The organism is Pseudomonas sp. MYb13 (genome assembly GCF_002980075.1).
GTDB lineage: Bacteria > Pseudomonadota > Gammaproteobacteria > Pseudomonadales > Pseudomonadaceae > Aquipseudomonas > Aquipseudomonas lurida.
The window spans coordinates 493,415-519,710 of sequence record NZ_PCQI01000002.1 but is presented as its reverse complement, the minus strand read 5'-3'; the positions used below and the strand labels follow the sequence as shown (position 1 = coordinate 519,710).

General features: G+C 61.0%; 27 protein-coding genes. 14 read left to right on the top strand and 13 right to left on the bottom strand.

The window, feature by feature from the left end; genetic code table 11:
* Positions 1-10 precede the first annotated feature (10 nt).
* Positions 11-1,462 carry an Asp-tRNA(Asn)/Glu-tRNA(Gln) amidotransferase subunit GatA gene (gene gatA / locus CQ002_RS05915; protein WP_105161657.1) on the bottom strand — a complete coding sequence of 484 codons (1,452 nt, stop codon included), beginning with the start codon at positions 1,460-1,462 and terminating at the stop codon, positions 11-13.
* 16 nt (positions 1,463-1,478) lie between these two features.
* Positions 1,479-1,766 carry an Asp-tRNA(Asn)/Glu-tRNA(Gln) amidotransferase subunit GatC gene (gene gatC / locus CQ002_RS05910; RefSeq protein WP_034102181.1) on the bottom strand — a complete coding sequence of 96 codons (288 nt, stop codon included), beginning with the start codon at positions 1,764-1,766 and terminating at the stop codon, positions 1,479-1,481.
* A gap of 210 nt (positions 1,767-1,976) precedes the next feature.
* On the opposite strand from gatC, the gene mreB reads away from it, so the two are divergent.
* From mreB to tldD, 8 genes are all read left to right on the top strand, one after another.
* Positions 1,977-3,014 (top strand): rod shape-determining protein MreB, encoded by a 1,038-nt coding sequence (mreB, locus tag CQ002_RS05905; RefSeq protein WP_002555108.1) that lies wholly within the window; start codon positions 1,977-1,979, stop codon positions 3,012-3,014.
* Positions 3,015-3,154: 140 nt separating this feature from the next.
* Positions 3,155-4,336 (top strand): rod shape-determining protein MreC, encoded by a 1,182-nt coding sequence (gene mreC / locus CQ002_RS05900; protein ID WP_080758216.1) that lies wholly within the window; start codon positions 3,155-3,157, stop codon positions 4,334-4,336.
* Positions 4,336-4,824, top strand: a complete 489-nt coding sequence (gene mreD / locus CQ002_RS05895) for a rod shape-determining protein MreD (RefSeq protein WP_003171788.1) — start codon at positions 4,336-4,338, stop codon at positions 4,822-4,824. Before mreC ends, mreD begins: the two co-directional genes overlap by 1 nt.
* 51 nt (positions 4,825-4,875) lie before the next feature.
* Entirely contained in the window at positions 4,876-5,472 is a 597-nt protein-coding gene (locus CQ002_RS05890; RefSeq protein ID WP_105161658.1) for a nucleoside triphosphate pyrophosphatase, read from the top strand.
* A 70-nt stretch (positions 5,473-5,542) separates the two neighbouring features.
* On the top strand, positions 5,543-7,000 hold the full coding sequence (gene rng / locus CQ002_RS05885; RefSeq protein WP_010213134.1) for a ribonuclease G: 1,458 nt from the start codon (positions 5,543-5,545) through the stop codon (positions 6,998-7,000).
* 76 nt (positions 7,001-7,076) lie between these two features.
* Positions 7,077-10,892, top strand: coding sequence for a YhdP family protein (locus CQ002_RS05880; RefSeq protein WP_105161659.1), 3,816 nt, complete (start codon positions 7,077-7,079; stop codon positions 10,890-10,892).
* Between the two features lie 48 nt (positions 10,893-10,940).
* Entirely contained in the window at positions 10,941-11,789 is an 849-nt protein-coding gene (locus CQ002_RS05875) for a carbon-nitrogen hydrolase family protein (protein ID WP_098465789.1), read from the top strand.
* 16 nt (positions 11,790-11,805) lie between these two features.
* Positions 11,806-13,248, top strand: coding sequence for a metalloprotease TldD (tldD, locus tag CQ002_RS05870; RefSeq protein WP_012722229.1), 1,443 nt, complete (start codon positions 11,806-11,808; stop codon positions 13,246-13,248).
* 45 nt (positions 13,249-13,293) lie between these two features.
* On the opposite strand, the gene yjgA is transcribed toward tldD, so the two are convergent.
* Positions 13,294-13,815 (bottom strand): ribosome biogenesis factor YjgA, encoded by a 522-nt coding sequence (gene yjgA / locus CQ002_RS05865; protein WP_025856302.1) that lies wholly within the window; start codon positions 13,813-13,815, stop codon positions 13,294-13,296.
* A 108-nt stretch (positions 13,816-13,923) separates the two neighbouring features.
* On the opposite strand from yjgA, the gene pmbA reads away from it, so the two are divergent.
* The 6 genes from pmbA (at position 13,924) to CQ002_RS05835 (ending at position 19,183) form a co-directional block, all read left to right on the top strand.
* A complete protein-coding gene (pmbA, locus tag CQ002_RS05860; protein WP_034102186.1) occupies positions 13,924-15,270 on the top strand; it encodes a metalloprotease PmbA in 1,347 nt (448 codons plus the stop codon).
* A 152-nt stretch (positions 15,271-15,422) separates the two neighbouring features.
* Entirely contained in the window at positions 15,423-15,818 is a 396-nt protein-coding gene (locus CQ002_RS05855) for a hypothetical protein (protein ID WP_034102187.1), read from the top strand.
* Complete coding sequence (locus CQ002_RS05850; protein WP_034102188.1) at positions 15,811-17,187, top strand: lyase family protein; 1,377 nt, start codon at positions 15,811-15,813, stop codon at positions 17,185-17,187. The genes CQ002_RS05855 and CQ002_RS05850 overlap by 8 nt, the downstream gene beginning before the upstream one ends.
* Positions 17,188-17,214: 27 nt before the next feature.
* On the top strand, positions 17,215-17,643 hold the full coding sequence (locus CQ002_RS05845) for a hypothetical protein (protein WP_034102189.1): 429 nt from the start codon (positions 17,215-17,217) through the stop codon (positions 17,641-17,643).
* A 1-nt stretch (position 17,644) separates the two neighbouring features.
* Positions 17,645-18,256, top strand: a complete 612-nt coding sequence (locus CQ002_RS05840) for a superoxide dismutase (protein WP_034102190.1) — start codon at positions 17,645-17,647, stop codon at positions 18,254-18,256.
* A gap of 33 nt (positions 18,257-18,289) precedes the next feature.
* Entirely contained in the window at positions 18,290-19,183 is an 894-nt protein-coding gene (locus tag CQ002_RS05835) for a ZIP family metal transporter (protein WP_034102191.1), read from the top strand.
* 97 nt (positions 19,184-19,280) lie between these two features.
* On the opposite strand, the gene CQ002_RS05830 is transcribed toward CQ002_RS05835, so the two are convergent.
* The 10 genes from CQ002_RS05830 to CQ002_RS05785 all read right to left on the bottom strand — a co-directional run bounded on the left by CQ002_RS05830 (position 19,281) and on the right by CQ002_RS05785 (position 26,290).
* Positions 19,281-19,553 carry an HPr family phosphocarrier protein gene (locus CQ002_RS05830; protein WP_012722237.1) on the bottom strand — a complete coding sequence of 91 codons (273 nt, stop codon included), beginning with the start codon at positions 19,551-19,553 and terminating at the stop codon, positions 19,281-19,283.
* Positions 19,554-19,569: 16 nt separating this feature from the next.
* Complete coding sequence (rapZ, locus tag CQ002_RS05825) at positions 19,570-20,427, bottom strand: RNase adapter RapZ (RefSeq protein WP_034102193.1); 858 nt, start codon at positions 20,425-20,427, stop codon at positions 19,570-19,572.
* A gap of 2 nt (positions 20,428-20,429) precedes the next feature.
* On the bottom strand, positions 20,430-20,894 hold the full coding sequence (gene ptsN, locus CQ002_RS05820) for a PTS IIA-like nitrogen regulatory protein PtsN (protein WP_034102194.1): 465 nt from the start codon (positions 20,892-20,894) through the stop codon (positions 20,430-20,432).
* A gap of 10 nt (positions 20,895-20,904) precedes the next feature.
* The gene (gene hpf, locus CQ002_RS05815) at positions 20,905-21,210 is read right to left on the bottom strand and encodes a ribosome hibernation-promoting factor, HPF/YfiA family (RefSeq protein WP_034102196.1); all 306 of its coding nucleotides are present in this window, start codon (positions 21,208-21,210) and stop codon (positions 20,905-20,907) included.
* Between the two features lie 75 nt (positions 21,211-21,285).
* Positions 21,286-22,779 carry an RNA polymerase factor sigma-54 gene (locus CQ002_RS05810; protein ID WP_105161660.1) on the bottom strand — a complete coding sequence of 498 codons (1,494 nt, stop codon included), beginning with the start codon at positions 22,777-22,779 and terminating at the stop codon, positions 21,286-21,288.
* A gap of 185 nt (positions 22,780-22,964) precedes the next feature.
* A complete protein-coding gene (lptB, locus tag CQ002_RS05805) occupies positions 22,965-23,690 on the bottom strand; it encodes an LPS export ABC transporter ATP-binding protein (protein WP_003171806.1) in 726 nt (241 codons plus the stop codon).
* A complete protein-coding gene (gene lptA / locus CQ002_RS05800; RefSeq protein ID WP_034102200.1) occupies positions 23,690-24,223 on the bottom strand; it encodes a lipopolysaccharide transport periplasmic protein LptA in 534 nt (177 codons plus the stop codon). The genes lptB and lptA overlap by 1 nt, the downstream gene beginning before the upstream one ends.
* The gene (gene lptC / locus CQ002_RS05795; RefSeq protein ID WP_034102202.1) at positions 24,210-24,782 is read right to left on the bottom strand and encodes an LPS export ABC transporter periplasmic protein LptC; all 573 of its coding nucleotides are present in this window, start codon (positions 24,780-24,782) and stop codon (positions 24,210-24,212) included. Before lptC ends, lptA begins: the two co-directional genes overlap by 14 nt.
* An 8-nt stretch (positions 24,783-24,790) precedes the next feature.
* Positions 24,791-25,315: an HAD family hydrolase gene (locus tag CQ002_RS05790; RefSeq protein WP_034102204.1), complete on the bottom strand. Its 525-nt coding sequence runs from the start codon at positions 25,313-25,315 to the stop codon at positions 24,791-24,793.
* Positions 25,316-26,290: a KpsF/GutQ family sugar-phosphate isomerase gene (locus tag CQ002_RS05785; RefSeq protein WP_069021777.1), complete on the bottom strand. Its 975-nt coding sequence runs from the start codon at positions 26,288-26,290 to the stop codon at positions 25,316-25,318.
* Positions 26,291-26,296: the final 6 nt, after the last annotated feature.

Below are 26,296 nucleotides of genomic sequence, written 5' to 3'. Positions count from 1 at the left end.
AGTGTTCTCCTCAGAAGCCGGTAGGGGTGCGAGTGTGCCAGTCAGTGTTCAACTGGTACTGGTGCGCCACATTGAGCAGGCGGCCTTCCTGGAAATACGGGGCGAGCAATTGCACGCCGACCGGCAGGCCATCGACGAAACCGGCAGGCATGGACAAGCCCGGCAGGCCCGCGAGGTTGGCGGTAATGGTGTACAGGTCTTCAAGGTACGCTGCCACCGGGTCGCCGTTCTTGGCGCCGAGCTTCCAGGCCGGGTTCGGCGTGGTTGGGCCAAGGATCACGTCGACCTGTTCAAAGGCGGCCATGAAGTCGTTCTTCACCAGGCGACGGATTTTCTGCGCCTTGAGGTAGTACGCGTCGTAGTAACCCGCCGACAGGGCATAGGCACCGACCATGATCCGGCGTTGTACTTCGGCGCCGAAGCCTTCGCCACGGGAGCGCTTGTACAGGTCGGTGAGGTCTTTCGGGTTTTCGCAGCGGTAGCCGAAACGCACGCCATCGAAGCGCGACAGGTTGGAAGAAGCCTCTGCCGGTGCGATCACGTAGTAAGCAGGAATCGCGTGCTGGTTGTTCGGCAGGCTGATTTCCTTGATCACCGCGCCGAGCTTCTCCAGCGCCTTGACGCTGTTGTGCACCAGTTCAGCAATGCGTGGGTCGAGGCCGGCGCTGAAGTATTCCTTCGGCACGCCGATGCGCAGGCCCTTGATCGAGGTATTCAGGCTGGCGCTGTAGTCCGGCACGGGCTCATCGATGCTGGTGGAGTCCTGTTTGTCGAAGCCTGCCATGCCTTGTAACAAAATCGCGCAGTCTTCGGCAGTGCGGGCCAGAGGGCCGCCCTGATCAAGGCTGGAGGCGTAGGCGATCATGCCCCAGCGGGAAACGCGACCGTAGGTCGGCTTCAGGCCGGTGAGGTTGGTGAAGGCCGCTGGCTGGCGGATCGAACCCCCGGTGTCGGTGGCGGTGGCGGCCGGCAGGAAGCGCGCGGCAACCGCGGCAGCCGAGCCACCCGACGAACCGCCGGGCACGTGGTCCAGGTTCCACGGGTTTTTCACCGCGCCGTAGTAGCTCGACTCGTTGGCCGAGCCCATGGCGAATTCGTCCATGTTGGTCTTGCCCAGGGTCACGGCCCCGGCTGCGGCCAGCTTGGACACCACGGTGGCGTCGTAGGGTGCCTTGAAGTTGTCGAGCATCTTCGAGCCGCAGCTGGTGCGAACGCCCTGGGTGCAGAACAGGTCCTTGTGGGCGATCGGTGCGCCCAGCAGTGCGCCATTTTCACCGTTGGCGCGACGTGCGTCGGCGGCCTTGGCCTGGCTCAAGGCCAGCTCTTCGGTGAGGCTGATGAAGCTGTTGACCTTTGGATCGTGCTTGGCGATGCGCGCCAGCAGGGTCTTGGTCAGCTCTTCGGAAGAAAACTTTTTGTCGGCGAGACCGCGGGCGATCTCGGCCAGAGTCATGTGATGCATTGCAGGCTCTTTCCCTTTAGTCGATGACTTTCGGAACCAGGTACAGGCCGTTTTCGACCGCTGGCGCGATGGACTGGTAGGCCTCGCGATTATTACTCTCGGTCACGACGTCTGCGCGCAGGCGCTGGCTGGCTTCCAGCGGGTGAGCCAGGGGCTCGATGCCGTCGGTATTCACGGCCTGCATTTGGTCGACCAGCCCGAGAATGCTGTTCAGGGCTGCGGTGGTCTGTGGAAGATCGCCTTCATTCAGGCCAAGCGAGGCCAGATGCGCGATTTTTTCCACGTCGGAGCGTTCAAGCGTCATGGGAATCTCCAGTGGAAAACAGAACGGAGGCTGTCCGTGTGTTAGATTGTCGGAACACTACCGCATTTCTACGGTCTTACGGCCGCGATTGTGGGGGTTGGTGCACAGAAAGTCGGCCAATTTAGCACATTGGCGCCTTGCCCAAAATCCCTGTCGTTGTTAGAGTTTGCCGCACTTTTTTACCCACGCGTTGCCTAGGGTCCCTTTCCCATGTTCAAGAAACTGCGTGGCATGTTTTCCAGCGATCTTTCCATTGACCTGGGCACTGCCAACACCCTTATTTACGTGCGCGAGCGCGGTATCGTCCTGAATGAGCCATCGGTTGTGGCCATTCGGACCCATGGTAATCAGAAAAGTGTCGTTGCCGTCGGCACCGAGGCCAAGCGCATGCTCGGCCGTACACCAGGCAATATTGCCGCCATTCGTCCGATGAAAGACGGCGTGATCGCCGACTTCAGTGTCTGCGAGAAGATGCTGCAGTACTTCATCAACAAGGTTCACGAAAACAGTTTCCTGCAGCCCAGCCCTCGCGTGCTGATCTGCGTTCCCTGCAAGTCCACCCAGGTTGAGCGTCGTGCCATCCGTGAATCGGCCCTCGGTGCCGGTGCCCGCGAAGTGTTCCTGATCGAAGAGCCAATGGCCGCTGCGATCGGTGCCGGCCTGCCGGTTGAAGAAGCCCGTGGTTCGATGGTGGTGGATATCGGTGGTGGTACCACTGAAATCGCCCTGATTTCCCTGAACGGTGTGGTGTATGCCGAATCCGTACGCGTCGGCGGCGACCGCTTCGACGAAGCGATCATCACTTATGTGCGTCGTAACTACGGCAGCCTGATCGGCGAATCCACCGCCGAGCGCATCAAGCAGGAAATCGGTACCGCTTACCCTGGCGGCGAAGTGCGCGAAGTCGATGTGCGCGGTCGCAACCTGGCCGAAGGCGTCCCACGGGCCTTCACCCTGAACTCCAATGAAGTGCTGGAAGCTCTGCAAGAGTCCCTGGCCACCATCGTTCAGGCTGTGAAGAGCGCCCTGGAGCAATCGCCGCCGGAACTGGCTTCCGATATCGCCGAGCGTGGTCTGGTGCTGACCGGTGGTGGCGCCCTGCTGCGCGACCTCGACAAGCTGCTGGCCCAGGAAACCGGCCTGCCGGTGATCGTCGCCGAAGACCCGCTGACCTGCGTCGCCCGTGGTGGTGGCCGTGCACTGGAAATGATGGATAAACACACCATGGACCTGCTCTCCAGCGAATAAGTGGTTGCTGGTTTGCCCATGTTTCGCCCGCAGGCAGCACTTTGCAGTGCTGCCTGTTGGCGTTTATCTTCTTCAATCTGCATCCAGGCCGGTTAGATGCCGTATGAATAAAGAGAACATTTGCCTGGGAGGAGCGGCTTATTAAACCGCTTTTCGCCAAAGGCCCCTCATTGGGCGTGCGCCTGTTGGTGCTGGTCGTGCTTTCGGTCGCGCTGATGGTGGTCGATGCCCGCTTTGCACTGCTCAAGCCCGTGCGTAGCCAGATGTCGCTGGTGTTGATGCAGACCTACTGGATCACCGACCTGCCGCAACGTCTGTATCAGGGCGTGGCCAGCCAATTCGGCAGCCGCACCGAGCTGGTCGCCGAGAACGAAAAACTCAAGACCGAAAACCTGCTGTTGCAGGGGCGCATGCAAAAGCTGGCGGCCCTCACCGAGCAGAACGTTCGGCTGCGCGAGTTGCTCAATTCCTCGGCACTGGTCAACGAAAAGGTCGAAGTGGCCGAGTTGATCGGCATGGACCCCAACCCCTTCACCCACCGGATCATCATCAACAAGGGTGAGCGCGACGGCGTTGTCCTCGGCCAGCCTGTGCTTGACGCCCGTGGCCTGATGGGCCAGGTGGTTGAACTGATGCCCTATACCTCGCGAGTGTTGCTGCTGACCGACACCACCCACAGTATTCCGGTACAGGTGAACCGCAACGGGCTGCGCGCGATTGCCAGCGGTACCGGTAACCCCGAGCGCCTTGAGTTGCGGCATGTGGCCGATACCGCCGATATCAAGGAAGGCGACCTGTTGGTCAGCTCCGGCCTGGGTCAGCGTTTCCCGGCCGGTTACCCGGTGGCCACGGTCAAGGAAGTGATCCACGACTCCGGCCAGCCGTTTGCCATTGTGCGTGCCGTGCCCACTGCTGCGTTGAACCGCAGTCGCTACCTGCTGTTGGTGTTCAGCGACAACCGCACCCCGGAAGAGCGCGCCAACGACGCCGCCCAGGCCCAGGAAGCCGAAGACAAGAAGAACGGCACCACGCCGATCGTTCCTGCCACGGTGCCAAAGCCTGCCGCTGCGACACCGGCTACGCCTGCGGCTGCACCGGCAACGGCGGCGCCCGTGGCTACACCCGTGAAGCCCGCCGCGCACGCGGTTAAACCGGCCGCGACCAAGCCTCCTGCATCGACGCCGGCCACTACTACTCCGGCGGCCAAGCCTCCTGCGTCGACGCCGGCCACCACCACTCCGGCGGCCAAACCGCCTGCTGCTACCCCGGCCGCACGCCCAGCGGCCAGCGCCCCGGCAACCACGCGGCAGAGGGAGGAATAATGGCCGGTACTCATTCCCGCAACGGCTGGATCGTCTGGCTGACCTTCGCCATCGGCTTGCTGCTCAGCGTTTCGCCGCTGCCCCAGTTCATGGAAATCCTGCGTCCGCTTTGGCTGGCGCTGCTGCTGGCGTTCTGGTCGCTGAACCTGCCGCACAAAGTCGGCATGGTCACGGCGATGTTCCTGGGCTTGGCGGAAGATGTGCTCTATGGCACCTTGCTGGGCCAGAACGCGTTGATCCTGACCCTGATCACTTTCCTGGTGCTGTCCTTACAGCAGCGCCTGCGCATGTTCCCGATGTGGCAGCAGTGCCTGGTGATCCTGGTGATCTTCGGCCTGGCGCAGCTTGTCCAGCTGTGGCTCAGCGCGTTGACCGGCAACCGTCAGCCGACCCTGGCGCTGGTGCTGCCAGCCCTGGTCAGTGCGTTGCTGTGGCCATGGATCAGCTTCGGTCTGCGTGGGTTGCGCCGTCGCTATAAAATCAATTGAATGGATTGCGAGGCTCTGCCTGGTTATCGAACCCTACAGGGAGAGTCTGCAATGAATTCGCTTTACCTGGCCTCGGGCTCTCCGAGGCGGCGTGAACTGCTGACCCAGATCGGTGTGCCCTTCACCGTGGTCAGTGCCGCCATTGATGAAACGCCTCTCACAAACGAACCCGCCGTTGCCTACGTCGAGCGCCTTGCGCGCGGCAAGGCCGCGGCGGGTTTTGCCGTGCTCGGGAAAACCTTGGGCGCCTGTGTATTGGGGGCCGATACCGCCGTGATCGTCGATGGCAAGATCCTCGGCAAGCCCGTGGACCAGGCCGACGCCCTGGCGATGTTGATGGCCTTGGCGGGGCGTGAGCATGAAGTGCTCACGGCCATTGCCCTCACCGACGGTCAGCGCAGCGCAACCCGATGTGTAAGCAGTCGTGTACGTTTTCGCGGTATTTCTGTCGAGGAAGCGACAACCTACTGGCACAGTGGCGAACCCCAGGACAAGGCGGGCGGCTATGCTATTCAAGGCCTGGGCTCGGTATTCGTCGCCGGGCTCAATGGCAGTTATTCCGCCGTGGTAGGCCTGCCGGTGTGCGAAACCGCGCAACTGCTCGACCAATTCGGCATACCCTGTTGGCAAAACCTTACCGTGCGCTGAGCGTCGTATTCCAGCGCCCAGCCTTAAGCGACCGGTCACTATTGTGAAAACGCCTGAACGAGACCCAGCCATGAGCGAAGAGATTCTGATCAATATCACGCCGATGGAATCGCGCGTGGCGGTGGTAGAGAACGGTGTTCTGCAAGAAGTGCATGTCGAGCGCACCCAGAAGCGCGGGATTGTCGGCAATATCTACAAAGGCAAGGTGGTGCGCGTATTACCGGGGATGCAGGCCGCATTCGTCGACATCGGCCTCGACCGTGCCGCGTTTATCCATGCTTCGGAAATTTCCCTGCGCGAAGGCCCGGCGGTAGAAAGCATCAGCGCCCTGGTGCATGAAGGGCAGAGCCTGGTGGTGCAAGTCACCAAGGACCCCATTGGCTCCAAGGGCGCACGCCTGACCACCCAGCTGTCGATCCCGTCGCGTTACCTGGTGTACATGCCACGTACCGCGCATGTCGGCATTTCCTTGAAGATCGAGGATGAAGCCGAGCGCGAGCGCCTGAAGAAGGTGGTCAGCGACTGCGTGGCCGCCGAGGGCATCAAGGAAGCCGGCGGCTTTATCCTGCGCACCGCTGCCGAGGGCGCTGGCGCCGATGAGATCCTCATGGACATCCGCTACCTGCGGCGCCTGTGGGACCAGATTGGCGCACAGATCAAGACCATTGGCGCGCCGAGCGTGATCTACGAGGACCTGGGCCTGGCCCTGCGCACATTGCGCGACCTGGTCAGCCCGAAGATCGAGAAAATTCGCATCGACTCGCGGGAAACCTTCCAGCGCACCACGCAATTTGTTGCCGAGTTGATGCCGGAAATTGCCGACCGCCTGGAACACTACCCCGGCGAGCGGCCGATCTTTGACCTGTATGGCGTCGAAGACGAAATCCAGAAAGCCCTGGAGCGCAAGGTGCCGCTCAAGTCCGGCGGCTATCTGGTGGTGGACCCGGCGGAAGCCATGACCACCATCGACGTCAACACCGGCGCGTTCGTCGGTCATCGCAACCTCGAAGAGACCATCTTCAAGACCAACCTCGAAGCGGCCACCGCGATTGCCCGCCAACTGCGCCTGCGCAACCTGGGCGGCATCATCATCATCGACTTCATCGACATGGAAGATGAAGAGCATCAGCGCCAGGTGCTACGCACCCTCGAGAAGCAACTGGAGCGCGATCACGCCAAGACCAACATCATCGGCATTACCGAGCTTGGCTTGGTGCAGATGACCCGCAAACGCACCCGAGAAAGCCTCGAGCAGGTGCTGTGCGAGCCGTGCAGCAGTTGCCAGGGCCGCGGTAAATTGAAGACGCCGGAAACGGTTTGCTACGAGATTTTCCGAGAAATCCTGCGGGAGGCGCGGGCCTACCAGGCCGAAGGCTACAGGGTGCTCGCCAACCAGAAAGTGGTCGATCGGCTGCTGGACGAAGAATCCGGTAACGTCGCCGAGCTGGAGGGGTTTATCGGGCGCACGATACGCTTCCAGGTCGAAACCATGTATTCCCAGGAACAATACGACGTGGTGCTGCTCTGATCCCCAATCGTTTTCCCTTTATGAGACAGGCAGGCCTTGACCTGCCGTCCGATTACCGCCTTGAGGGTCGCCTGACATGGAGCGTCTGATACGCTTTTTTGCCGCTTTGACCCGTTGGGGCCTGGGCCTCTGTGCCTTGCTGCTGGTATTGGCGGCAGTGTATGTGAGCCTGGGTCGTGAATTGACGCCGCTGGTGGCCGAGTACCGTGCAGAAGTCGAGGCCAAGGCGCAGGCTGCGGTGGGCATGCCATTGCACATCGGCAGCCTCGAAGGCCGCTGGAGCGGCTTTGCGCCGGTATTGCTGGCCCATGATGTGATGGTGGGCGAGGGCAGCAGTGCCTTGCGCCTGGACCAGGTCGAAGTGGTGCCGGACATCTGGGCCAGCCTGATGGCCCGCGAAGTCCGAATCGCGCACCTGCAAGTCAGCGGCCTGCAACTCAGCGTCAAGGAAGACAAGGACGGTAAATGGGCCCTGCAGGGCTTGCCCGTCCAGGACGAGCAGCCGCTGGACCCGGCGCAAGTGCTCAAGCGCATGCAAATGGTCAAGCGCGTTTCGCTGCTCGACAGCCAGGTGACATTGCAGCCGTTTGACCATGCGCCGGTGACCCTGACGTATGTCGGCCTGAGCCTGCATACCGGCGCAACTCGCCAGCGTCTGGACGCACGCTTGACGCTGCCTGACGGGCAGCCGCTGGCCGTCAATCTGCGCACCCGTATCCGGGCGAGCCAGTGGAAGGACGCTGAAGTCCAGGCTTACCTGAGCCTGCCGCAGAGCGACTGGGCCAAGTGGATCCCGGCCAAGCTCACCCAGCAGTGGAAGCTCACCCAATTCAAGGCGGGCGGCGAGTTCTGGCTGACCTGGGCCAACGGTACCGTACAAAGCGCAGTGGCGCGGCTCAATGCGCCGCAGGTGAAGGGCAGCTACGCCGATCGCAAGCCGGTGCATATTGAGAACCTCGCCCTCACCGCCTACCTGCAACGCAGTGACACCGGCCTCAAGGTGCTGTTCGACTCGCTGGCGATGAACCTGGGCGAGACCCGCTGGGAATCTCGCCTGCAATTGCAGCAGGCCCTGGCCACCGATAAGGGCCAGGAAGTCTGGAAGCTCCAGGCCGACCGCCTGGACCTGACCCCGATCACGCCACTGCTCAATGCACTGGCGCCGCTGCCGGAAGGCGTGGCCAAGACTGTCCAGCACCTCAAGGCCACAGGCCTGCTGCGCAATGTGCTGGTGGATTTCCGCCCTCAAGACACCACGGATCAAAAAGTCAGCTTCGCCGCCAATCTCGAGCGCATCGGTTTTGATGCCTACTTCGGCGCGCCGGCCGCGCGCAATGTGTCCGGCAGCATCAGCGGTGACCTTGGCCGTGGCGAGTTGCGCATGGACAGCAAGGACTTCTCGCTGCACCTCGATCCAATCTTTGCCAAGCCCTGGCAGTACATCCAGGCCAATGCGCGCCTGACATGGAAGTTGGACAAAGAGGGCTTCACCCTGATCGCGCCGTACATCAAGGTGTTGGGCGAAGAGGGTAAAGTGGCTGCCGACTTCCTGATTCGCCTGCATTTCGACCACAGCCAGGAAGACTACATGGACCTGCGGGTCGGCATGGTCGATGGCGATGGGCGCTTCACACCCAAGTACCTGCCGGCGGTGTTGAGTCCTGCGCTGGATGAGTGGCTGCGCACCGCGATCCTCAAAGGCGCGGTGGACCAGGGTTTCTTCCAGTATCAGGGTTCGCTGAACCACGACGCGTTGCCGGCTTCGCGCAATATCAGCCTGTTCTTCAAGGTGCATGATGCCGAACTGGCGTTCCAGCCGGGCTGGCCGCATGTGAGCAAGGTCAATGGCGAAGTGTTTGTCGAGGAGAGCGGCGTGCGCATCCTCGCCAGCAAAGGCCAGTTGCTCGACACCAAGGTCAAGGATGTCTACGTCAATATTCCCCACGCCCCTGAAGGCAAGGACAGCCATCTGCTGCTCACCGGTGGTTTTGCCGGTGGCTTGGGCGATGGTCTGAAAATCCTCCAGGAGGCACCGATTGGCACCGCCTCGACCTTTGCCGGCTGGAAGGGCGAGGGCGACCTGCAAGGCAGCCTGGACCTGGATATTCCGCTGGCCAAGGGCACCGAGCCGAAAATCGTGGTGGACTTCAAGACCGATAAGGCACGCCTGCAACTGGCTGAACCCTCCCTGGACCTGACGCAACTCAAGGGCGATTTCCGGTTCGACAGTGCCAAGGGGCTCAGCGGCCAGAACATCACGGCCCAGGCGTTTGACCGGCCGATCAGCGCGCAGATCTTTGCCGACGGCAAGCCGGGCAATATCAGCACTCGCGTGACTGCCAAGGGCCAGGTCACGGTCAAGCGGCTGACGGATTGGCTGAAAATCACCCAGCCGTTGCCGGTGTCGGGCGATATTCCTTACCAGCTGCAACTGACCCTGGACGGCGCCGACAGCCAACTGATGGTCAGCTCCAACCTCAAGGGTGTGGCAGTGGACCTGCCAGCGCCGTTTGGCATGCCCGCCAGCCAGGGGCGTGACAGTGTCTTCCGTATGACCTTGCAGGGCGCCGAGCGCCGCTATTGGTTCGATTATGGTGAGCTGGCGAACTTTACCTTTGCTGCGCCGCCGGACAAATTCAATGACGGTCGCGGTGAACTGTTCCTTGGTGATGGCGATGCCGTGCTACCGGGGGCCAAGGGGTTGCGCATTCGTGGGGTGTTGTCGGAACTCGATATCGATCCCTGGAAGAAACTGGTGGACCGCTATGCGGGCAACGATCCGGGCGGCAGTGCCAAGCAATTGCTCAGCGGCGCCGATTTCAAGGTGGGTAAGCTGACCGGTCTTGGCACTCAGTTCGATCAGGTCAATTTGCAACTGGACCGCAAGCCTGCGGCGTGGGGCTTGCAGCTTGACAGCCAGCAGGCCAAGGGCACGGTGAACCTTCCAGACGCCAAGGGCGCGCCGATTGCGATCAACCTGCAATACGTGAAACTGCCGGCGGTGGACCCAACAGTTCAGGCTGACGAAAACGCGCCGGACCCGCTGGCGAGCATCGACCCCAAGGATATCCCGGCGCTGGATATTGCCATTGGCCAGCTGTTCCAGGGCCCGGACCTGATAGGCGCCTGGTCGTTGAAAATCCGTCCGACGGCCAAGGGCCTGGCCTTCAACAACCTGGACCTGGGTCTCAAAGGCATGCAGCTCAAGGGGGCCGGTGGATGGGAAGGTGCGGCGGGTGACAGCAGCAGTTGGTACAAGGGCCGCCTGGACGGCAAGAATATTGGCGATGTACTCAAGGGCTGGGGTTATGCCCCCACCGTCACGAGCCAGGATTTCCATTTGGATGTGGACGGGCGTTGGCCAGGCTCGCCGGCCTATGTGGGGCCCAAGCGCTTCTCCGGCAGCCTGGATGCGGCGTTCCGCAACGGTCAGTTCGTGGAAGTGGAAGGCGGCGCCCAGGCCCTGCGGGTATTCGGGCTGCTCAACTTCAATTCCATTGGGCGCCGGCTGCGACTGGACTTCTCGGACTTGCTCGGCAAGGGCCTGAGTTATGACCGGGTCAAAGGCTTGCTCGCGGCCAGTAATGGCGTGTTCGTGACGCGTGAGCCGATCACCATGACCGGTCCTTCCACCAATCTGGAGCTTAATGGCACCCTGGACCTGGTGGCTGACCGTGTCGACGCCAAGCTGCTGGTGACCCTGCCGGTCACCAACAACCTGCCGATCGCCGCGCTGATCGTCGGGGCGCCGGCCATTGGTGGCGCGTTGTTCCTGATCGACAAGCTGATCGGTGATCGTGTTGCGCGCTTCGCCAGCGTGCAATACAAGGTCGAAGGGCCGTGGAAGGACCCGAAAATCACCTTCGACAAGCCATTTGAAAAGCCAAACTGAGAGCCTGTGGAGTAGCATGGCCGCATGCCCATTACGGAGTGTCGGCCCATGTCCTTTGCGGTAATTCAAATGGTCAGCCAGAGTGACGTGCTGGCCAACCTGGCCCAGGCCCGTCGCCTGCTGGAAGAAGCGGCGGCAGGCGGTGCGAAGCTGGCGGTGCTGCCGGAAAACTTCGCTGCCATGGGCCGCCGTGACGTGGCCGATATCGGCCGTGCCGAAGCGCTGGGCAAGGGCCCGATCCTGCCATGGTTGAAACAGACCGCTCGCGACCTCACCTTATGGATAGTGGCGGGTACTTTGCCGTTGCCACCCAAGGACCAACCGCACGCCAAGCCTAACGCCTGCTCGCTGCTGGTGAATGATCAGGGCGAAATCGTTGCTCGATACGACAAGCTGCACCTGTTCGATGTGGATGTCGCCGATGCTCGCGGTCGTTATCGCGAATCCGACGACTATGCTTTCGGGGGCGACGTGGTGGTAGCGGACACGCCCGTCGGTCGTTTGGGCCTGACGGTGTGTTATGACCTGCGCTTCCCCGAGCTGTATAGCGAATTGCGCGCGGCGGGGGCCGAATTGATTACGGCGCCTTCGGCGTTTACGGCAGTGACCGGTGCTGCACACTGGGACGTGCTGATTCGCGCGCGGGCCATCGAGACCCAGTGCTACCTGCTGGCGTCCGCCCAGGGTGGTGTGCATCCGGGGCCACGGGAAACGCATGGCCATGCAGCGATCGTCGACCCCTGGGGACGCGTGCTGGCACAACAGGATCAAGGCGAGGCGGTGTTGCTGGCCGAACGCGATAGCAGTGAACAGGCGTCGATAAGGGCGCGCATGCCGGTGGTCAACCATCGGCGCTTTTTCTCGCAGGGCGCACAGCGACCTGCTTCGGAACGATGAATTTAAGGCCATACCTATGAGCGAGTTGTTGTCCTCAGTCAGTGAACACCTCCTGGCACCCGGTGGCGTGACCATCGAAAGCTTGCAAACCGTGCTGGGCGATCTCGCCGGGCCGGGCATCGATGCGGCCGACCTGTATTTCCAGGGGCAGATTTCCGAGTCCTGGGCCCTGGAAGACGGCATCGTCAAGGAAGGCAGTTTCAACCTTGATCAAGGGGTTGGTGTACGTGCGCAATCCGGCGAGAAAACCGGTTTTGCCTACAGTAATGCGATCACCCTGGAGGCCTTGGGCCTGGCCGCACGCGCCGCACGTTCCATCTCTCGCGCCGGGCAAAATGGCACGGTGCAGGCGTTCAGCACCCAGGACGTCGCGCAGTTGTACGCGCCGGATAACCCCCTGGAAGTGATCAGTCGCGCGGAAAAAGTCGAGCTGCTCAAGCGTATCGACGCCGCTACCCGCGCCCTGGACCCGCGTATCCAGCAGGTTACCGTCAGCATGGCCGGTGTGTGGGAACGCATCCTGGTGGCGTCGACTGACGGCGGCCTGGCGGCAGATGTGCGGCCGCTGGTGCGTTTCAACGTGAGTGTGATCGTCGAACAGAACGGCCGTCGCGAACGCGGTGGCCATGGTGGTGGCGGGCGTACCGACTACCGCTATTTCCTCACCGATGACCGTGCCATGGGATATGCCCGTGAAGCGCTGCGCCAGGCACTGGTCAACCTGGAAGCCATTCCGGCGCCGGCCGGTACTTTGCCGGTGGTACTGGGCTCAGGTTGGTCCGGCGTGCTGCTGCACGAAGCCGTTGGCCACGGCCTGGAAGGTGACTTCAACCGCAAGGGCAGTTCGGCCTACAGCGGCCGCATGGGCGAGATGGTCGCGTCCAAGCTCTGCACCATCGTCGATGATGGCACCCTGGCTGGGCGCCGCGGCTCGTTGAGCGTCGATGACGAAGGCACGCCGACCGAATGCACCACCCTGATCGAAAATGGCGTGCTCAAGGGCTACATGCAAGACAAGCTCAACGCTCGCCTGATGGGCGTGGCGCGCACCGGTAACGGCCGTCGTGAGTCCTACGCGCACTTGCCAATGCCCCGCATGACCAATACCTACATGCTCGGTGGCGAAAGCGACCCGGCCGAGATCATCGCGTCGGTGAAGCGCGGTATCTACTGCGCCAACCTCGGTGGTGGCCAGGTGGATATCACCAGCGGCAAGTTTGTGTTCTCCACCAGCGAGGCGTACTTGATCGAAGACGGCAAGATTACCGCCCCGGTCAAAGGTGCGACGTTGATCGGTAACGGTCCGGAAGCCATGAGCAAGGTGTCGATGGTCGGTAACGACCTGTCGCTGGACAGCGGCGTGGGCACGTGCGGGAAAGATGGGCAGTCGGTGCCGGTAGGTGTTGGCCAGCCAACGCTGAAGATTGATGCGATCACCGTGGGTGGCACGGGGTCGTAAGCGCGGGAGCTTCGGGTGGCGAAGACCGCCACCCGGGGAAGAGGATCAGCGCAGGCCGCGTTGAGTCTCGTCCAGCTCACGGATGTACTTGAAGATTTTACGGCTGGTGGCCGGCGCCTTGTTATGCGCCAGCTCGTGCTGGGCCTGACGGATCAGGGAGCGCAGTTGCTGGCGGTCCGCGTCCGGGTAGTCCAGTACGAATTTTTCCAGCACGGCGTCATCGCCCGAGATCAGGCGGTCACGCCAACGTTCCAGGTTATGGAAGCGTTCGTTGTACTGGCGAGTGGAGGCATCGGTTTGATCGAGCAAGGCCAGAATGGCGTCAGTGTCCTGATCGCGCATGAGTTTGCCGATAAACATGATGTGCCGTTTACGCGCGATATTCGCGGTGTGCTTGGGCGCATCCGCCAAGGCCCGGCGCATTTCGTCGGTCAATGGCAGTTTTGCAATCAAATCCTTCTTGAGCGTTGTAAGGCGCTCGCCGAGGTCAACCAGAGCATGCAGCTCACGTTTGACCTGGGTTTTGCTTTTCTCCCCATCGAGGGAGTCGTCGTAAGAATCAACCATGGTGGCAGTCCGCAAAGAAACGCCGCCATGATAACCAGTCGGGGGCCGCTTGTCCGGCCCGGTCGCTCGATGGCCTTAACCGAAAGCAGAATTTGAGTGGAGAAAACCATGAGTGCAGCCCAAAGCGTCGGTCCGCAAGCGTTACCGGCACTGCAGGAACAAGTCGAGCAGATCCTTGCCGAGGCCAAGCGCCAGGGGGCCAGTGCCTGTGAAGTGGCGGTGTCGCTGGAGCAGGGGCTGTCGACGTCGGTGCGCCAGCGGGAAGTGGAAACTGTAGAGTTCAACCGCGACCAAGGTTTTGGTATCACCTTGTATATGGGGCAACGCAAAGGTTCGGCCAGTACCTCGGCCAGTGGCCCCGAGGCGATTCGCGAGACCGTGGCAGCGGCGCTGGCGATTGCCAAGCACACCTCCGAGGATGAAAGCTCGGGCCTGGCCGACAAGGCGTTGATGGCCAAGGACTTGAAAGACTTTGACCTGTTCCACGCCTGGGACATCACGCCTGAGCAGGCCATAGAACAGGCGCTGACGTGTGAAGCCGCCGCGTTCGACGCCGATCCCCGCATCAAGAATGCAGATGGCACCACGTTGAGCACCCATCAGGGCTGTCGTGTGTATGGCAATAGTCATGGTTTTATTGGGGGTTATGCCTCCACGCGTCATAGCCTGAGCTGCGTGATGATCGCCGAAGCCAACGGCCAGATGCAGCGCGATTACTGGTATGACGTGAACCGCCAGGGCGATTTGCTGGCAGATCCGGTCAGCATCGGTCAACGTGCTGCGCAGCGTGCGGCGAGCCGATTGGGCGCGCGCCCGGTGCCGACCTGTGAGGTGCCGGTGCTGTTTTCGGCGGAATTGGCCGGGGGCCTGTTCGGCAGTTTCCTGGGAGCGATTTCCGGCGGCAATCTGTACCGCAAGTCCTCATTCCTGGAGGGGGCGATTGGCCAAAAGCTGTTTCCTGAATGGCTGACCATCGATGAGCGTCCACACCTGATGCGCGCCATGGGCAGTTCGGCGTTTGACGGTGATGGCCTTGCAACGTACGCCAAGCCGTTTGTCGAGAACGGTGAGCTGGTGTCCTACGTGCTCGGCACTTATGCCGGTCGCAAGCTTGGCCTGCCAAGTACCGCCAACTCCGGCGGCGTGCACAACCTGTTTGTGACCCACGGCGACGAAGACCAGGCGGCGCTGTTGCGGCGTATGGGCCGCGGCCTGCTGGTGACTGAGTTGATGGGGCATGGCCTGAATATGGTCACGGGCGACTATTCCCGTGGCGCGGCGGGTTTCTGGGTGGAAAACGGCGAGATTCAGTTTGCCGTCCAGGAAGTGACTATCGCCGGCAACATGCGCGATATGTTCAAGCAGATTGTGGCGGTCGGCAATGACCTGGAACTGCGCAGCAACATCCGCACGGGCTCGGTGTTGATCGAACGGATGACCGTCGCCGGTAGCTGATCCTTCCGACACGCTTCAACCAAAAGGCGCGCCATCTTAAAGATGGCGCGCCTTTTTTTGTGGTCGCGTGTCAGCGGTGATTGATTTGCCACTCTTGTTTTGATTCTCAATATCATTTAATAATAAATATCATTACCGAATGAGTGTGGATCATGAGTTCTGTCCTGCATGAGGATCCTTACCTCGAGAGCTGGCGCTGGATGAGTCGTCAGATTCGCTGCGGCCTCGACCCCAACGAGCCACGCCTGATCGAACACTACCTCAATGAAGGTCGATACTTGGCGTGCTGCACCGCGACCCATCCGTGGACGATCGCTGAAACCTCATTTCGCCTGTTGCTCGACACCGCCAGCGATATCGCGCTGCCCTGGCACTGGCGCTCCCTGTGCCTGGACCAGGCCTGGCGCCCGCTGCGCGACCTGGAAAAACTCTCGCACTGTGCCTGCCGCCTCAAGCGCTGGCAGGCGTTCGCCTGGCAACTGGCGACCTGCCAATTGCTGCCTTCCATTTCTCACTCCGACCTGGTGCAAGGATCTAACGATGAGTAACACCCGTATCGAACGCGACAGCATGGGCGAACTGCAAGTCCCCGCAGAGGCCTTGTACGGCGCACAAACCCAGCGCGCGGTGAATAACTTCCCGATCAGCAACCAGCGCATGCCGGCGCAATTCATTCGCGCCTTGATTTTGGCCAAGGTTGCGGCGGCCAAGGTCAATGTTGACCTCAAGCAAATCAGCGAAGGGCAGGGCAAGGCGATCGTCGACGCTGCCCAAGGTTTGCTGGAAGGCGATTTCATGCGGCACTTCCCGGTGGATATCTTCCAGACCGGCTCCGGCACCAGTTCCAATATGAACGCCAACGAAGTGATTGCCACCCTCGCGAGCCGTTTACTGGGCGAGGCGGTCAACCCCAACGACCACGTGAACTGCGGTCAAAGCAGCAATGACATCATTCCGACCACAATCCACGTCAGCGCTGCGCTGGTCCTGCACGAGCAAACGCTGCCGGCCCTGTTGCACCTGGTGCAGGTGATCGAGCAAAAGGCCGAAGAGGTTCACCCGTTCATCAAGACTGGCCGCACGCACCTGATGGACGCCATGCCGGTGCGCATGAGCCAGGTGCTCAATGGCTGGGCGCAGCAGCTCAAGGCCAATATCGGGCATCTGCAGGACCTCCTGCCGAGTTTGCAGGCGCTGGCTCAGGGCGGTACTGCAGTAGGGACGGGGATCAACGCACACCCTGAGTTCGCCGCGCGTTTCAGCCGGCAACTGAGCAGCCTCACCGGCGTGACATTCACGCCCGGAAAGAACCTGTTCGCCCTGATTGGCTCCCAGGACACCGCCGTTGCCGTGTCCGGTCAGTTGAAAGCCACCGCCGTGTCGCTGATGAAAATCGCCAATGACCTGCGCTGGATGAACTCCGGTCCGCTCGCCGGCCTGGGTGAAATTGAGCTGGAAGGCCTGCAGCCTGGCTCTTCGATCATGCCTGGCAAAGTCAATCCGGTGATCCCGGAAGCGACGGCGATGGTGGCGGCGCAGGTCATCGGCAATGACACGGTGATCACCGTCGCCGGCCAGTCGGGCAACTTCGAGCTGAACGTAATGCTGCCAATCATCGCGCAGAACCTGATCGCCAGCCTCGAGTTGCTGGCCAATTCCAGCCGATTGCTGGCGGACAAGGCTGTCGCCAGTTTCAAGGTCAACGAAGCCAAGCTCAAGGAAGCGCTGTCGCGCAACCCGATCCTGGTCACCGCACTCAACCCGATCATCGGTTATCAAAAGGCCGCTGAAATCGCCAAAAAGGCCTATCAGCAGGGCCGCCCGGTGATCGATGTCGCCCTCGAGCATACCGACTTGCCGCGTAGCCAACTGGAGATCCTGCTGGACCCGGAAAAGCTCACGGCCGGCGGCGTGTAATCACCGACCCTGCTTTGGAGGCTCACCATGGAGCACTGGAAACGCACGATCGAACGGGCCAATCGCTGCTTTATGGCGGGCGAATTGGTTGACGCTCGCGAGGCCTATTTGCAAGCCCTTGCCCTGGCTCAAGTGTTGTTCGAACGCTGGGCGGATGCCGACGAAGCAGTGGCGGCTTGCGTCATTTCCCATCACAACCTGGCGGATCTGCACCTGCGCCTGAACCAACCGGAGGAAAGTGCGGAATACCTCTGTGCTATTCACCAACGTCTGTTGCAGACCATGCAGGACCCACGCCTGAGCCCGCAGCTGCGGGAAGCGGCCCTGCGCCAGAGCAGCAAAACCTACGTCGAGCTGTTGAATTTCATCAGCGATCACGGCGAGTACCCTCGAACCCATCGCTTGCTGGGTGGCACTGCGGCGCAGCCGACCACGTCTCAATACGGAGCCCATTGATATGACTTATACCTTGCCTGCCCTGCCTTACGCGTACGACGCCCTGGAACCGCATATCGATGCGCAAACCATGGAGATCCACTACACCAAGCACCATCAGACTTACATCAACAACCTCAACGCTGCGGTCGAAGGCACCGAGTTTGCGGGTTGGCCGATCGAGAGGCTGGTGGCCAGCGTGCAGCAGCTGCCGGAAAAACTGCGTGCAGCGGTGATCAACCAGGGCGGCGGGCATGCCAACCACTCGCTGTTCTGGGCGGTGATGTCGCCCAAAGGCGGCGGGAAGCCCGAGGGCGTGCTGGGCAAGGCCATCGACGAGCAGTTGGGCGGCTTCGACAGTTTCAAGGAGGCCTTCACCAAAGCCGCGTTGACGCGCTTTGGCAGCGGCTGGGCGTGGCTGAGTGTCACCCCGCAAAAGACCTTGGTAGTGGAAAGCAGTGGCAACCAGGACAGCCCACTGATGAACGGCAACACGCCGATCCTCGGCCTCGACGTGTGGGAGCACGCCTACTACTTGCTGTACCAGAACCGCCGCCCGGAATACATCAATGCCTTCTACAGTGTCATTAACTGGCCAGAAGTCGCCGCCCGCTATCAGGCCGCTGTGGCCTGACAATCACCTTCATAACAAGATCTAAGGCCGACTATGGGTACTGAAACACTGGCGATCAGCAGCGGGCGAATGTTTCGTTATGCGCTTGGTTCGTTGCTGCTATTGGCAGGTACTGCATTGCTGGTGGCCCACGGGCTGGCCTGGCTGAACCTTGAACCGCGCATTCTGCGCGCCCTACAGGGTGGCTCTATCTGCGCGCTTGGCACGGCGCTCGGTGCGGTGCCTGTGCTGGTGATCCGCCGCATGCCGGTGGCATTGAGCGATACATTGCTGGGCTTTGGTGCCGGGGTGATGCTGGCGGCGACGGCGTTTTCGCTGATCGTCCCGGGCATTGCCGCGGCTGAAGGCCTGGGGCTTTCGCCCTGGGGCGCCAGTGGCCTGATCAGCTTTGGCATTATGCTGGGGGCGTTCGGACTGTATCTGGTTGACCGCAAGGTCTCCGGCGCGAGCCCGGAAATGCTGGTGGGCACCCCGGACAAACCGGTGATTCCGCCACGCATCTGGCTGTTCGTGTTTGCCATTATCGCCCACAACATCCCTGAAGGCATGGCGGTGGGTGTCTCGGCCGGCGGCGGTATGCCGGATGCCGACAGCCTGGCGATGGGCATTGCCTTGCAAGACGTGCCCGAAGGCTTGGTGATTGCCTTGGTATTGGCCGGGGCGGGGATGTCGCGAATCAAGGCGTTCCTGATCGGAGCGGCATCAGGTCTGGTCGAGCCCGTGTTTGCTGTGCTTTGTGCCTGGTTGGTCAGCCTGGCCGAGGTGCTCTTGCCTCTGGGGCTGGCCCTGGCGGCGGGCGCGATGCTTTTAGTGGTGACCCACGAGGTCATCCCCGAATCGCGGCGCAATGGTCACGAAAAGCTCGCCAGCCTGGGGTTGTGCATCGGGTTCTGTTTAATGATGGTGATGGACACGGCCCTGGGGTAACAGCCGCTCCCTTGTAGGAGCCGGCTCGCCGGCGTTCAATCCCGAGACTTGCGGGCTTGGCGACGCCACTGCCGGCGAGCCGGGCTCCTACAGGGGGTTATTCACCTTCATCGAAGTAGTTGTTGATCAACGCCACCAGGGCATCCATCGCTTCCTGCTCTTGCTCACCTTCGGTCTTCAAGTGAATCTTGGTGCCCTTGCCGGCGGCCAGCATCATCATGGCCATGATGCTTTTGCCGTCGACCATCGATTCTGGTGTGCGCCCGGCGCGGATCTGGCAAGGGAACTGCCCGGCAACGCCAACGAATTTGGCAGATGCCCGGGCGTGCAAGCCCAACTTGTTGATGATTTCAATTTCCAGAGCGGGCATCGCGGAGGTGTTCCTTTCAGCTAAGGTCGCGGTGGCGGACCTGGACATTCTTGAGGGTTTGTTGCAGCACATGGCCCAGGCGCTCGGTCAGGTAGACGGAGCGGTGGTGACCGCCGGTGCAGCCGATGGCAATGGTCACATAGGCCCGGTTGCTTGCAGCAAAGCGTGGCAACCATTTGAGCAAGTAGCTGGAAATGTCCTGGAACATTTCCTCGACATCCGGTTGCGCAGCCAGGTAATCGGCCACGGGCTGATCCAGCCCGGACTGATCGCGCAGTTCCGGCTTCCAATACGGGTTGGGCAGGCAGCGCACGTCAAACACCAGGTCGGCATCGACCGGCATGCCCCGCTTGAAGCCAAACGACTCCACGAGAAACGCCGTGCCTGGCTCCGGCTGGTTCAGCAGGCGCAGCTTGATGGCGTCGCGCAATTGATACAGGTTGAGGCTGGTGGTGTTGATCTTGAGGTCGGCGAGGTCAATGATCGGCCCCAGCAGCGTGGTCTCGTCCTCGATGGCTTCGGCCAGGGAGCGGTGAGGGCTGCTGAGGGGGTGGCGCCGGCGGGTTTCGGAGAAACGCTTGAGCAGCGTCTCCTCGTCGGCATCCAGGTACAGCACGTCGCAATGGATGTGCTTGGCCCGCACTTCCTCTAGCAATTGCGGGAATCGCTCAAGGTGGCTGGGCAAGTTGCGGGCATCAATCGATACGGCGACCAGGGGTTGCGCCAGTTCAGTATGGATCAACGCGCGTTCCGCCAATTCCGGCAGCAGGCCGGCGGGCAGGTTATCAATGCAATAGAAACCGCTGTCCTCAAGAACGTTGAGGGCGGTGCTTTTACCCGAGCCGGAGCGGCCGCTGACGATGATCAAACGCATGATTACTGCCCGTTCTGTTCATCCAGGACAACCTGGTACAGCGCCTCGTTGCTGTTGGCACTGCGCAGTTTGTCGCGTACTTCCTTGCGGTCGAGCATGCTGGCGATCTGCCGAAGCAGTTCCAGGTGCGCATCGGTGGCAGCCTGCGGGACCAGCAGTACAAACAGCAGGTCGACCGGGGCACCGTCGATAGCGTCGAAATCGATGGGAGCGTCCAGGTGAAGCAGGGCGCTGACTGGGGTCTCGCAGCCTTTGAGGCGGCAGTGGGGAATGGCGATGCCGTTGCCAAAACCGGTGGAACCGAGTTTTTCACGGGCAATCAGAGCCTCGTAGACATCTTGCATTTCCAGTTCAGGCACTTCGCGGCTGATCAGGTTGGCAATTTGCTCAAGGGCTTTCTTCTTGCTGCCGCCCGGCGCGTTCACGAGGGAACGGCCGGGGGTCAGGATGGTTTCAAGTCGGATCATGGGGGGAGAGTTAACGACCTGTGCCCTGAAGCAGGCTCAGATTCTTTTCCTTATGCTTTTTAAGTTGGCGGTCAAGCTTGTCTGTGAGCAAGTCGATTGATGCATACATGTCTTCATGTTCGGCATTGGCGACCACTTCACCACCGGGTATCTGGAGGGTCGCTTCAATTTTCTGCTGAAGCTTGTCGACCTTCATGATGACCTGCACGTTGGTGATCTTGTCGAAATGTCCCTCAAGCTTCCTCAGCTTCAGCTCGACATAGTCGCGTAGTGGAGGGGTGACTTCTACATGGTGTCCACTGATGTTGACTTGCATACAGCTTCTCCTTCGTTGCCAGTGCATAAAGCGGCAGGTAGGAATACCTGCCACTGGAACGCTGTGGCCCGCCCGTCACATCAAACGCTTACGCTCGCTGGAAGGCGCGATCCCGAGGGACTCGCGGTACTTGGCGACGGTTCGACGGGCGACCTGAATGCCTTGTGCCTCCAGTAAACCAGCGATCTTACTGTCACTCAATGGCTTTTTCTGATTTTCCGCGGCAACCAGTTTTTTGATGATCGCGCGGATCGCCGTGGACGAGCATTCACCGCCTTCTGAGGTGCTGACATGGCTGGAGAAAAAGTATTTCAGTTCATAAATGCCCCGTGGGGTATGCATGAATTTCTGCGTGGTCACCCGCGAAATGGTCGATTCATGCATGCCTACCGCTTCGGCGATGTCATGCAGTACCAGCGGCTTCATCGCTTCGTCGCCGTACTCCAGGAAGCCGCGCTGGTGCTCGACGATCTGGGTGGCCACTTTCATCAGGGTTTCGTTGCGGCTTTGCAGGCTCTTGATGAACCAGCGGGCTTCCTGCAATTGGTTGCGCATGAAGGTGTTATCGGCGCTGGTGTCGGCGCGACGCACAAAGCCGGCGTATTGCGGGTTGACCCGCAGGCGCGGCACCGATTCCTGGTTCAGCTCTACCAGCCAGCGCTCGTTGTCCTTGCGTACGATCACATCCGGAACCACGTATTCGGCTTCGCTGGACTCGATTTGTGAGCCGGGACGCGGGTTGAGGCTCTGCACCAGCTCGATGACCTGGCGCAGGTCGTCTTCCTTGAGCTTCATGCGGCGCATCAACTGGCTGTAGTCGCGGCTGCCCAACAGGTCGATGTAATCGGTAACCAGGCGCTGGGCCTCGGCGAGCCAAGGGGTCTTGGCTGGCAGTTGGCGCAATTGCAGCAGCAGGCATTCGCTGAGGGAGCGCGCGCCGATACCGGCAGGTTCGAACTGCTGGATGCGGTGCAGGACGGCTTCGATCTCGTCCAGCTCGATATCCAGTTCAGGGTCGAAGGCTTCAAGAATCTCTTCAAGCGTCTCGTCTAGATAACCCTGGTTATTGATGCAGTCGATCAGGGTCACGGCGATCAGGCGATCGGTGTCCGACATCGGCGCAAGGTTCAGTTGCCACAGCAGGTGGCTCTGCAAGCTCTCGCCGGCGGAGGTGCGGGTGGTGAAGTCCCATTCGTCATCGTCACTGCTGGGCAGGCTGCTGGCGCTGGTCTGGTAGACGTCTTCCCAGGCGGTGTCGACCGGAAGCTCGTTGGGGATGCGTTCGTTCCATTCGCCTTCCTCGAGGTTGTCCACCGTAGGGGAGGATTCCTGGTAGGAGGGTTCCTGCACGTCGGAATTGGGTTTTTGCTCGATGTTATCGGCCAGCGGGTCTGCGTTATCGAAGTCGTCGCCTTCTTCCTGGCGTTCGAGCATCGGATTGGACTCCAGGGCCTCCTGGATTTCCTGTTGCAGGTCCAGGGTCGACAATTGGAGCAGGCGGATGGCCTGTTGCAGCTGCGGTGTCATCGTCAGCTGCTGGCCCATTCTCAGGACTAGCGATGGTTTCATGGCAGGGGCTTAACACCTTATTCGCCGGCGCAATGCGCCATCCACGACAGGGCGCGTGAGCGCCAAACATAAGCAAATTATATGCCTGATGTCGGGGGCTTTGCCTAGAGCGCGGTAACAATAAAAATCCGGAGGTTTTGATTGACTCCCGCGCACCTTGGCGAACGGCCGTGACACCACGGTGTTTACAGGCGGAACTCGTGACCCAGGTACACTTCCTTGACCAGTTCGTTGGCCAGGATCGTGGCGGAATCACCTTCGGCGATTAGCTGGCCATCGTTGACGATATAAGCGGTCTCGCAGATATCGAGGGTCTCACGGACGTTGTGGTCAGTGATCAGCACACCAATGCCCTTGGCCTTGAGGTGATGGATGATCTGCTTGATGTCGCCCACCGAGATCGGGTCGACGCCGGCAAACGGTTCGTCCAGCAGGATGAACTTGGGCGCAGTGGCCAGGGCGCGGGCGATTTCCACACGGCGACGCTCACCACCGGACAGGCTCATGCCGAGGTTGTCGCGGATATGGTTGATGTGGAACTCCTGCAGCAGGCTTTCCAGCTCCTTGCGGCGGCCGTCTCGGTCGAGCTCCTTGCGGGTCTCGAGGATGGCCATGATGTTATCGGCGACCGACAGTTTGCGGAAGATGGACGCCTCCTGCGGGAGATAGCCGATACCGGCGCGGGCGCGGCCGTGCATCGGCTGGTGGCTCACGTCCAGATCGTCGATCAGTACGCGGCCCTGATCCGCCTGGACCAGGCCGACGATCATGTAGAAACAGGTGGTCTTGCCGGCGCCGTTGGGGCCGAGCAAGCCGACGATCTGGCCGCTGTCGATCGACAGGCTGACGTCGCGCACGACCTGACGGCTTTTATAGGCCTTGGCCAGATGCTGGGCTTTCAGGGTTGCCATTACTCGGCCTTCTTCTTCGGCTGGATAACCATATCGATGCGTGGGCGCGGCGCGCTGAGCTTGCTGCCAGTCGCGCGGCCGGCGTTGGCAACCTGTTTCACGGTGTCATAGGTGATTTTTTCACCTTCCGTAGAGTTGCCATCGGGGCTGAGTACCTTCGCCTGGTCGATCAGGACAATGCGGTTCTGCTGGGCGTGGTACTGGATGGTCTTGCCGTAGCCCTTCATGGGGCCGGTATCGGTAGCAGACTGCTTCTGTTCGAAGTAAGCCAGGTTGCCTACCGACGTCACCACGTCGATATCGCCCGATTGGGTGCGCGTCAGTGTCACCGTGTTGCCGGTGATCTTCATCGAACCCTGGGTGATGATCACGCCGCCGGTGTAGGTGGCGACGCCTTGCTTGTCATCGAGCTGCGCGTCGTCAGCCGAGATGTGGATCGGTTGCTGGCTATCGTTCGGCAGAGCCCAGGCGCTCACGCTTCCCAGTGCTGCGCCCAGACCGAGCAAAATAGGGAGAGTTTTAACGAGCCTCATACTGTCCTCTTACGTTCGATAGCAGGTGTATCCTGCTTTCTTTCAAATACGCTTTCATTCCTTTGCCAGTCGATACACCGCCAGCGCCGTCGATTCTAACGTCTTGCTCGGTCTGCGCATATTGCTTCTGCGGGAATACGGTCATTCGACTGGTGGTAATCACGGTCTCACGCTTTTTATCGTCGGTACGCGCAACGCGCACCGAGTCGATCAGTTCCACCTCGGTACCGTCCGGGTTGACCTCGCCACGCTTGCTGGTGACGTGCCATGGAAACTCGGTACCCCGGTAGATATTCATGTCCGGGTTGGTCAGCAGGGTGACTTCGCTGGCCTTGACATGCTCAACCTTGTCCGAAGTCATTTCGTACTGCACCTTGCCATCTGGCAGGAACTGCACGCTCTTGGCATTGGTGGCGTAATAGTCGATAGCGCTCTCGTCAACCTGCGCAGCAGGCTGGTCGAGAAAGCGCTCCGGGCTGATATTCCAGTAGCCCACCGCCAGGAACAGCGCGGCGATGACCCCGAATAGCAGGAAGTTGCGAATCTTTTTGCTCAGCATAAAACGCTCTATAAGTAGGCGGCGTGGGCCGCTTCAAGGCTACCCTGGGCACGCAGGATCAGCTCGCAGAACTCGCGGGCGGCACCTTCACCGCCGCGGGCGGTGGTAATGCCATGGGCGTGCTCGCGAACAAAGGCTGCCGCATTGGCGACGGCCATGCCCAGGCCCACTCGGCGGATCACCGGCAGGTCTGGCAGGTCATCGCCCAAGTAGGCGACCTGCTCATAGCTTAGGTTGAGTTGGCCAAGAAGCTCGTCCAGAACCACCAGTTTATCCTCGCGGCCCTGATACAGGTGAGGAATCCCCAGGTTTTGTGCGCGGCGTTCCACTACCGGCGTTTTTCGGCCGCTGATAATCGCCGTTTGCACGCCCGACGCCATCAGCATCTTGATGCCCTGGCCATCGAGGGTGTTGAACGTCTTGAATTCACTGCCGTCTTCAAGGAAGTACAGGCGGCCATCGGTCAGCACGCCGTCAACGTCGAAAATCGCCAGTTTGATGTGCTTGCCGCGTTGCAGCAGGTCGCTGGTCATTTACATCACTCCCGCACGCAGCAAGTCGTGCATGTTCAGGGCGCCAATCGGGTGGTCGTCGCCATCGACCACCACCAGTGCGCCGATCTTGTGGTCTTCCATGATCTTCAAGGCTTCGGCTGCCAGCATTTCAGGGCGCGCGGTCTTGCCGTGAGGTGTCATCACCGCGTCAATGGTCGCGGTATGGATATCGATGGTGCGGTCCAGGGTGCGGCGCAGGTCGCCGTCGGTGAAGACCCCGGCCAGGCGGCCGTCGGCTTCCAGGATCACGGTCATGCCCAGGCCCTTGCGGGTCATCTCCATCAACGCGTCCTTCAGCAAGGTGCCGCGTTGGACGTGGGGCAATTCATCGCCCGAGTGCATGACATTTTCCACTTTCAGCAGCAGGCGGCGGCCCAGTGCGCCCCCTGGGTGAGAAAATGCGAAGTCCTCGGCGGTAAACCCGCGGGCTTCCAGCAGCGCTACGGCCAGGGCATCGCCCATGACCAGCGCGGCGGTGGTGGAGGAGGTGGGTGCCAGGTTCAGCGGGCAAGCCTCGTGGGCCACGTGAACATTCAGGTTCACTTCGGCGGCCTTGGCCAGCGTCGACTCCGGGTTGCCGGTGATGCTGATCATCTGGATGCCCAGGCGCTTGATCAGCGGCAACAGGGTCACGATTTCGTTGGTGGTGCCGGAGTTGGACAGTGCCAGGATGACGTCATCCTTGGTGATCATGCCCATGTCGCCGTGGCTGGCTTCGGCAGGGTGCACGAAAAACGCGGTGGTCCCGGTGCTGGCCAGGGTGGCGGCGATCTTGTTGCCGACGTGGCCCGATTTGCCCATGCCGACCACGACAACGCGGCCCTTGCTGGCCAGAATCATCTCGCAGGCGCGTACGAAATCTGCGTCGATATGCGCCAGCAAGCCTTCCACGGCTTCAAGCTCGAGGCGGATGGTGCGTTGTGCGGATTGAATAAGGTCGCTGGATTGGCTCATGTCTGA

Excerpts from the sequence above, each read along its gene's own strand:
- rng (WP_010213134.1), top strand. The coding sequence starts at position 5,543 with ATGAGCGAAGAGATTCTGATCAATATCACGCCGATGGAATCGCGCGTG.
- CQ002_RS05830 (WP_012722237.1), bottom strand. The coding sequence starts at position 19,553 with ATGCCCGCTCTGGAAATTGAAATCATCAACAAGTTGGGCTTGCACGCC.
- lptB (WP_003171806.1), bottom strand. The coding sequence starts at position 23,690 with ATGGCAACCCTGAAAGCCCAGCATCTGGCCAAGGCCTATAAAAGCCGT.
- rapZ (WP_034102193.1), bottom strand. The coding sequence starts at position 20,427 with ATGCGTTTGATCATCGTCAGCGGCCGCTCCGGCTCGGGTAAAAGCACC.
- CQ002_RS05880 (WP_105161659.1), top strand. The coding sequence starts at position 7,077 with ATGGAGCGTCTGATACGCTTTTTTGCCGCTTTGACCCGTTGGGGCCTG.
- mreB (WP_002555108.1), top strand. The coding sequence starts at position 1,977 with ATGTTCAAGAAACTGCGTGGCATGTTTTCCAGCGATCTTTCCATTGAC.
- CQ002_RS05850 (WP_034102188.1), top strand. The coding sequence starts at position 15,811 with ATGAGTAACACCCGTATCGAACGCGACAGCATGGGCGAACTGCAAGTC.
- hpf (WP_034102196.1), bottom strand. The coding sequence starts at position 21,210 with ATGCAAGTCAACATCAGTGGACACCATGTAGAAGTCACCCCTCCACTA.
- pmbA (WP_034102186.1), top strand. The coding sequence starts at position 13,924 with ATGAGTGCAGCCCAAAGCGTCGGTCCGCAAGCGTTACCGGCACTGCAG.
- gatC (WP_034102181.1), bottom strand. The coding sequence starts at position 1,766 with ATGACGCTTGAACGCTCCGACGTGGAAAAAATCGCGCATCTGGCCTCG.
- mreD (WP_003171788.1), top strand. The coding sequence starts at position 4,336 with ATGGCCGGTACTCATTCCCGCAACGGCTGGATCGTCTGGCTGACCTTC.
- CQ002_RS05840 (WP_034102190.1), top strand. The coding sequence starts at position 17,645 with ATGACTTATACCTTGCCTGCCCTGCCTTACGCGTACGACGCCCTGGAA.
- CQ002_RS05810 (WP_105161660.1), bottom strand. The coding sequence starts at position 22,779 with ATGAAACCATCGCTAGTCCTGAGAATGGGCCAGCAGCTGACGATGACA.
- CQ002_RS05890 (WP_105161658.1), top strand. The coding sequence starts at position 4,876 with ATGAATTCGCTTTACCTGGCCTCGGGCTCTCCGAGGCGGCGTGAACTG.
- CQ002_RS05845 (WP_034102189.1), top strand. The coding sequence starts at position 17,215 with ATGGAGCACTGGAAACGCACGATCGAACGGGCCAATCGCTGCTTTATG.
- CQ002_RS05855 (WP_034102187.1), top strand. The coding sequence starts at position 15,423 with ATGAGTTCTGTCCTGCATGAGGATCCTTACCTCGAGAGCTGGCGCTGG.
- yjgA (WP_025856302.1), bottom strand. The coding sequence starts at position 13,815 with ATGGTTGATTCTTACGACGACTCCCTCGATGGGGAGAAAAGCAAAACC.
- ptsN (WP_034102194.1), bottom strand. The coding sequence starts at position 20,894 with ATGATCCGACTTGAAACCATCCTGACCCCCGGCCGTTCCCTCGTGAAC.
- CQ002_RS05835 (WP_034102191.1), top strand. The coding sequence starts at position 18,290 with ATGGGTACTGAAACACTGGCGATCAGCAGCGGGCGAATGTTTCGTTAT.
- CQ002_RS05875 (WP_098465789.1), top strand. The coding sequence starts at position 10,941 with ATGTCCTTTGCGGTAATTCAAATGGTCAGCCAGAGTGACGTGCTGGCC.
- CQ002_RS05790 (WP_034102204.1), bottom strand. The coding sequence starts at position 25,315 with ATGACCAGCGACCTGCTGCAACGCGGCAAGCACATCAAACTGGCGATT.
- lptC (WP_034102202.1), bottom strand. The coding sequence starts at position 24,782 with ATGCTGAGCAAAAAGATTCGCAACTTCCTGCTATTCGGGGTCATCGCC.
- gatA (WP_105161657.1), bottom strand. The coding sequence starts at position 1,462 with ATGCATCACATGACTCTGGCCGAGATCGCCCGCGGTCTCGCCGACAAA.
- CQ002_RS05785 (WP_069021777.1), bottom strand. The coding sequence starts at position 26,290 with ATGAGCCAATCCAGCGACCTTATTCAATCCGCACAACGCACCATCCGC.
- tldD (WP_012722229.1), top strand. The coding sequence starts at position 11,806 with ATGAGCGAGTTGTTGTCCTCAGTCAGTGAACACCTCCTGGCACCCGGT.
- lptA (WP_034102200.1), bottom strand. The coding sequence starts at position 24,223 with ATGAGGCTCGTTAAAACTCTCCCTATTTTGCTCGGTCTGGGCGCAGCA.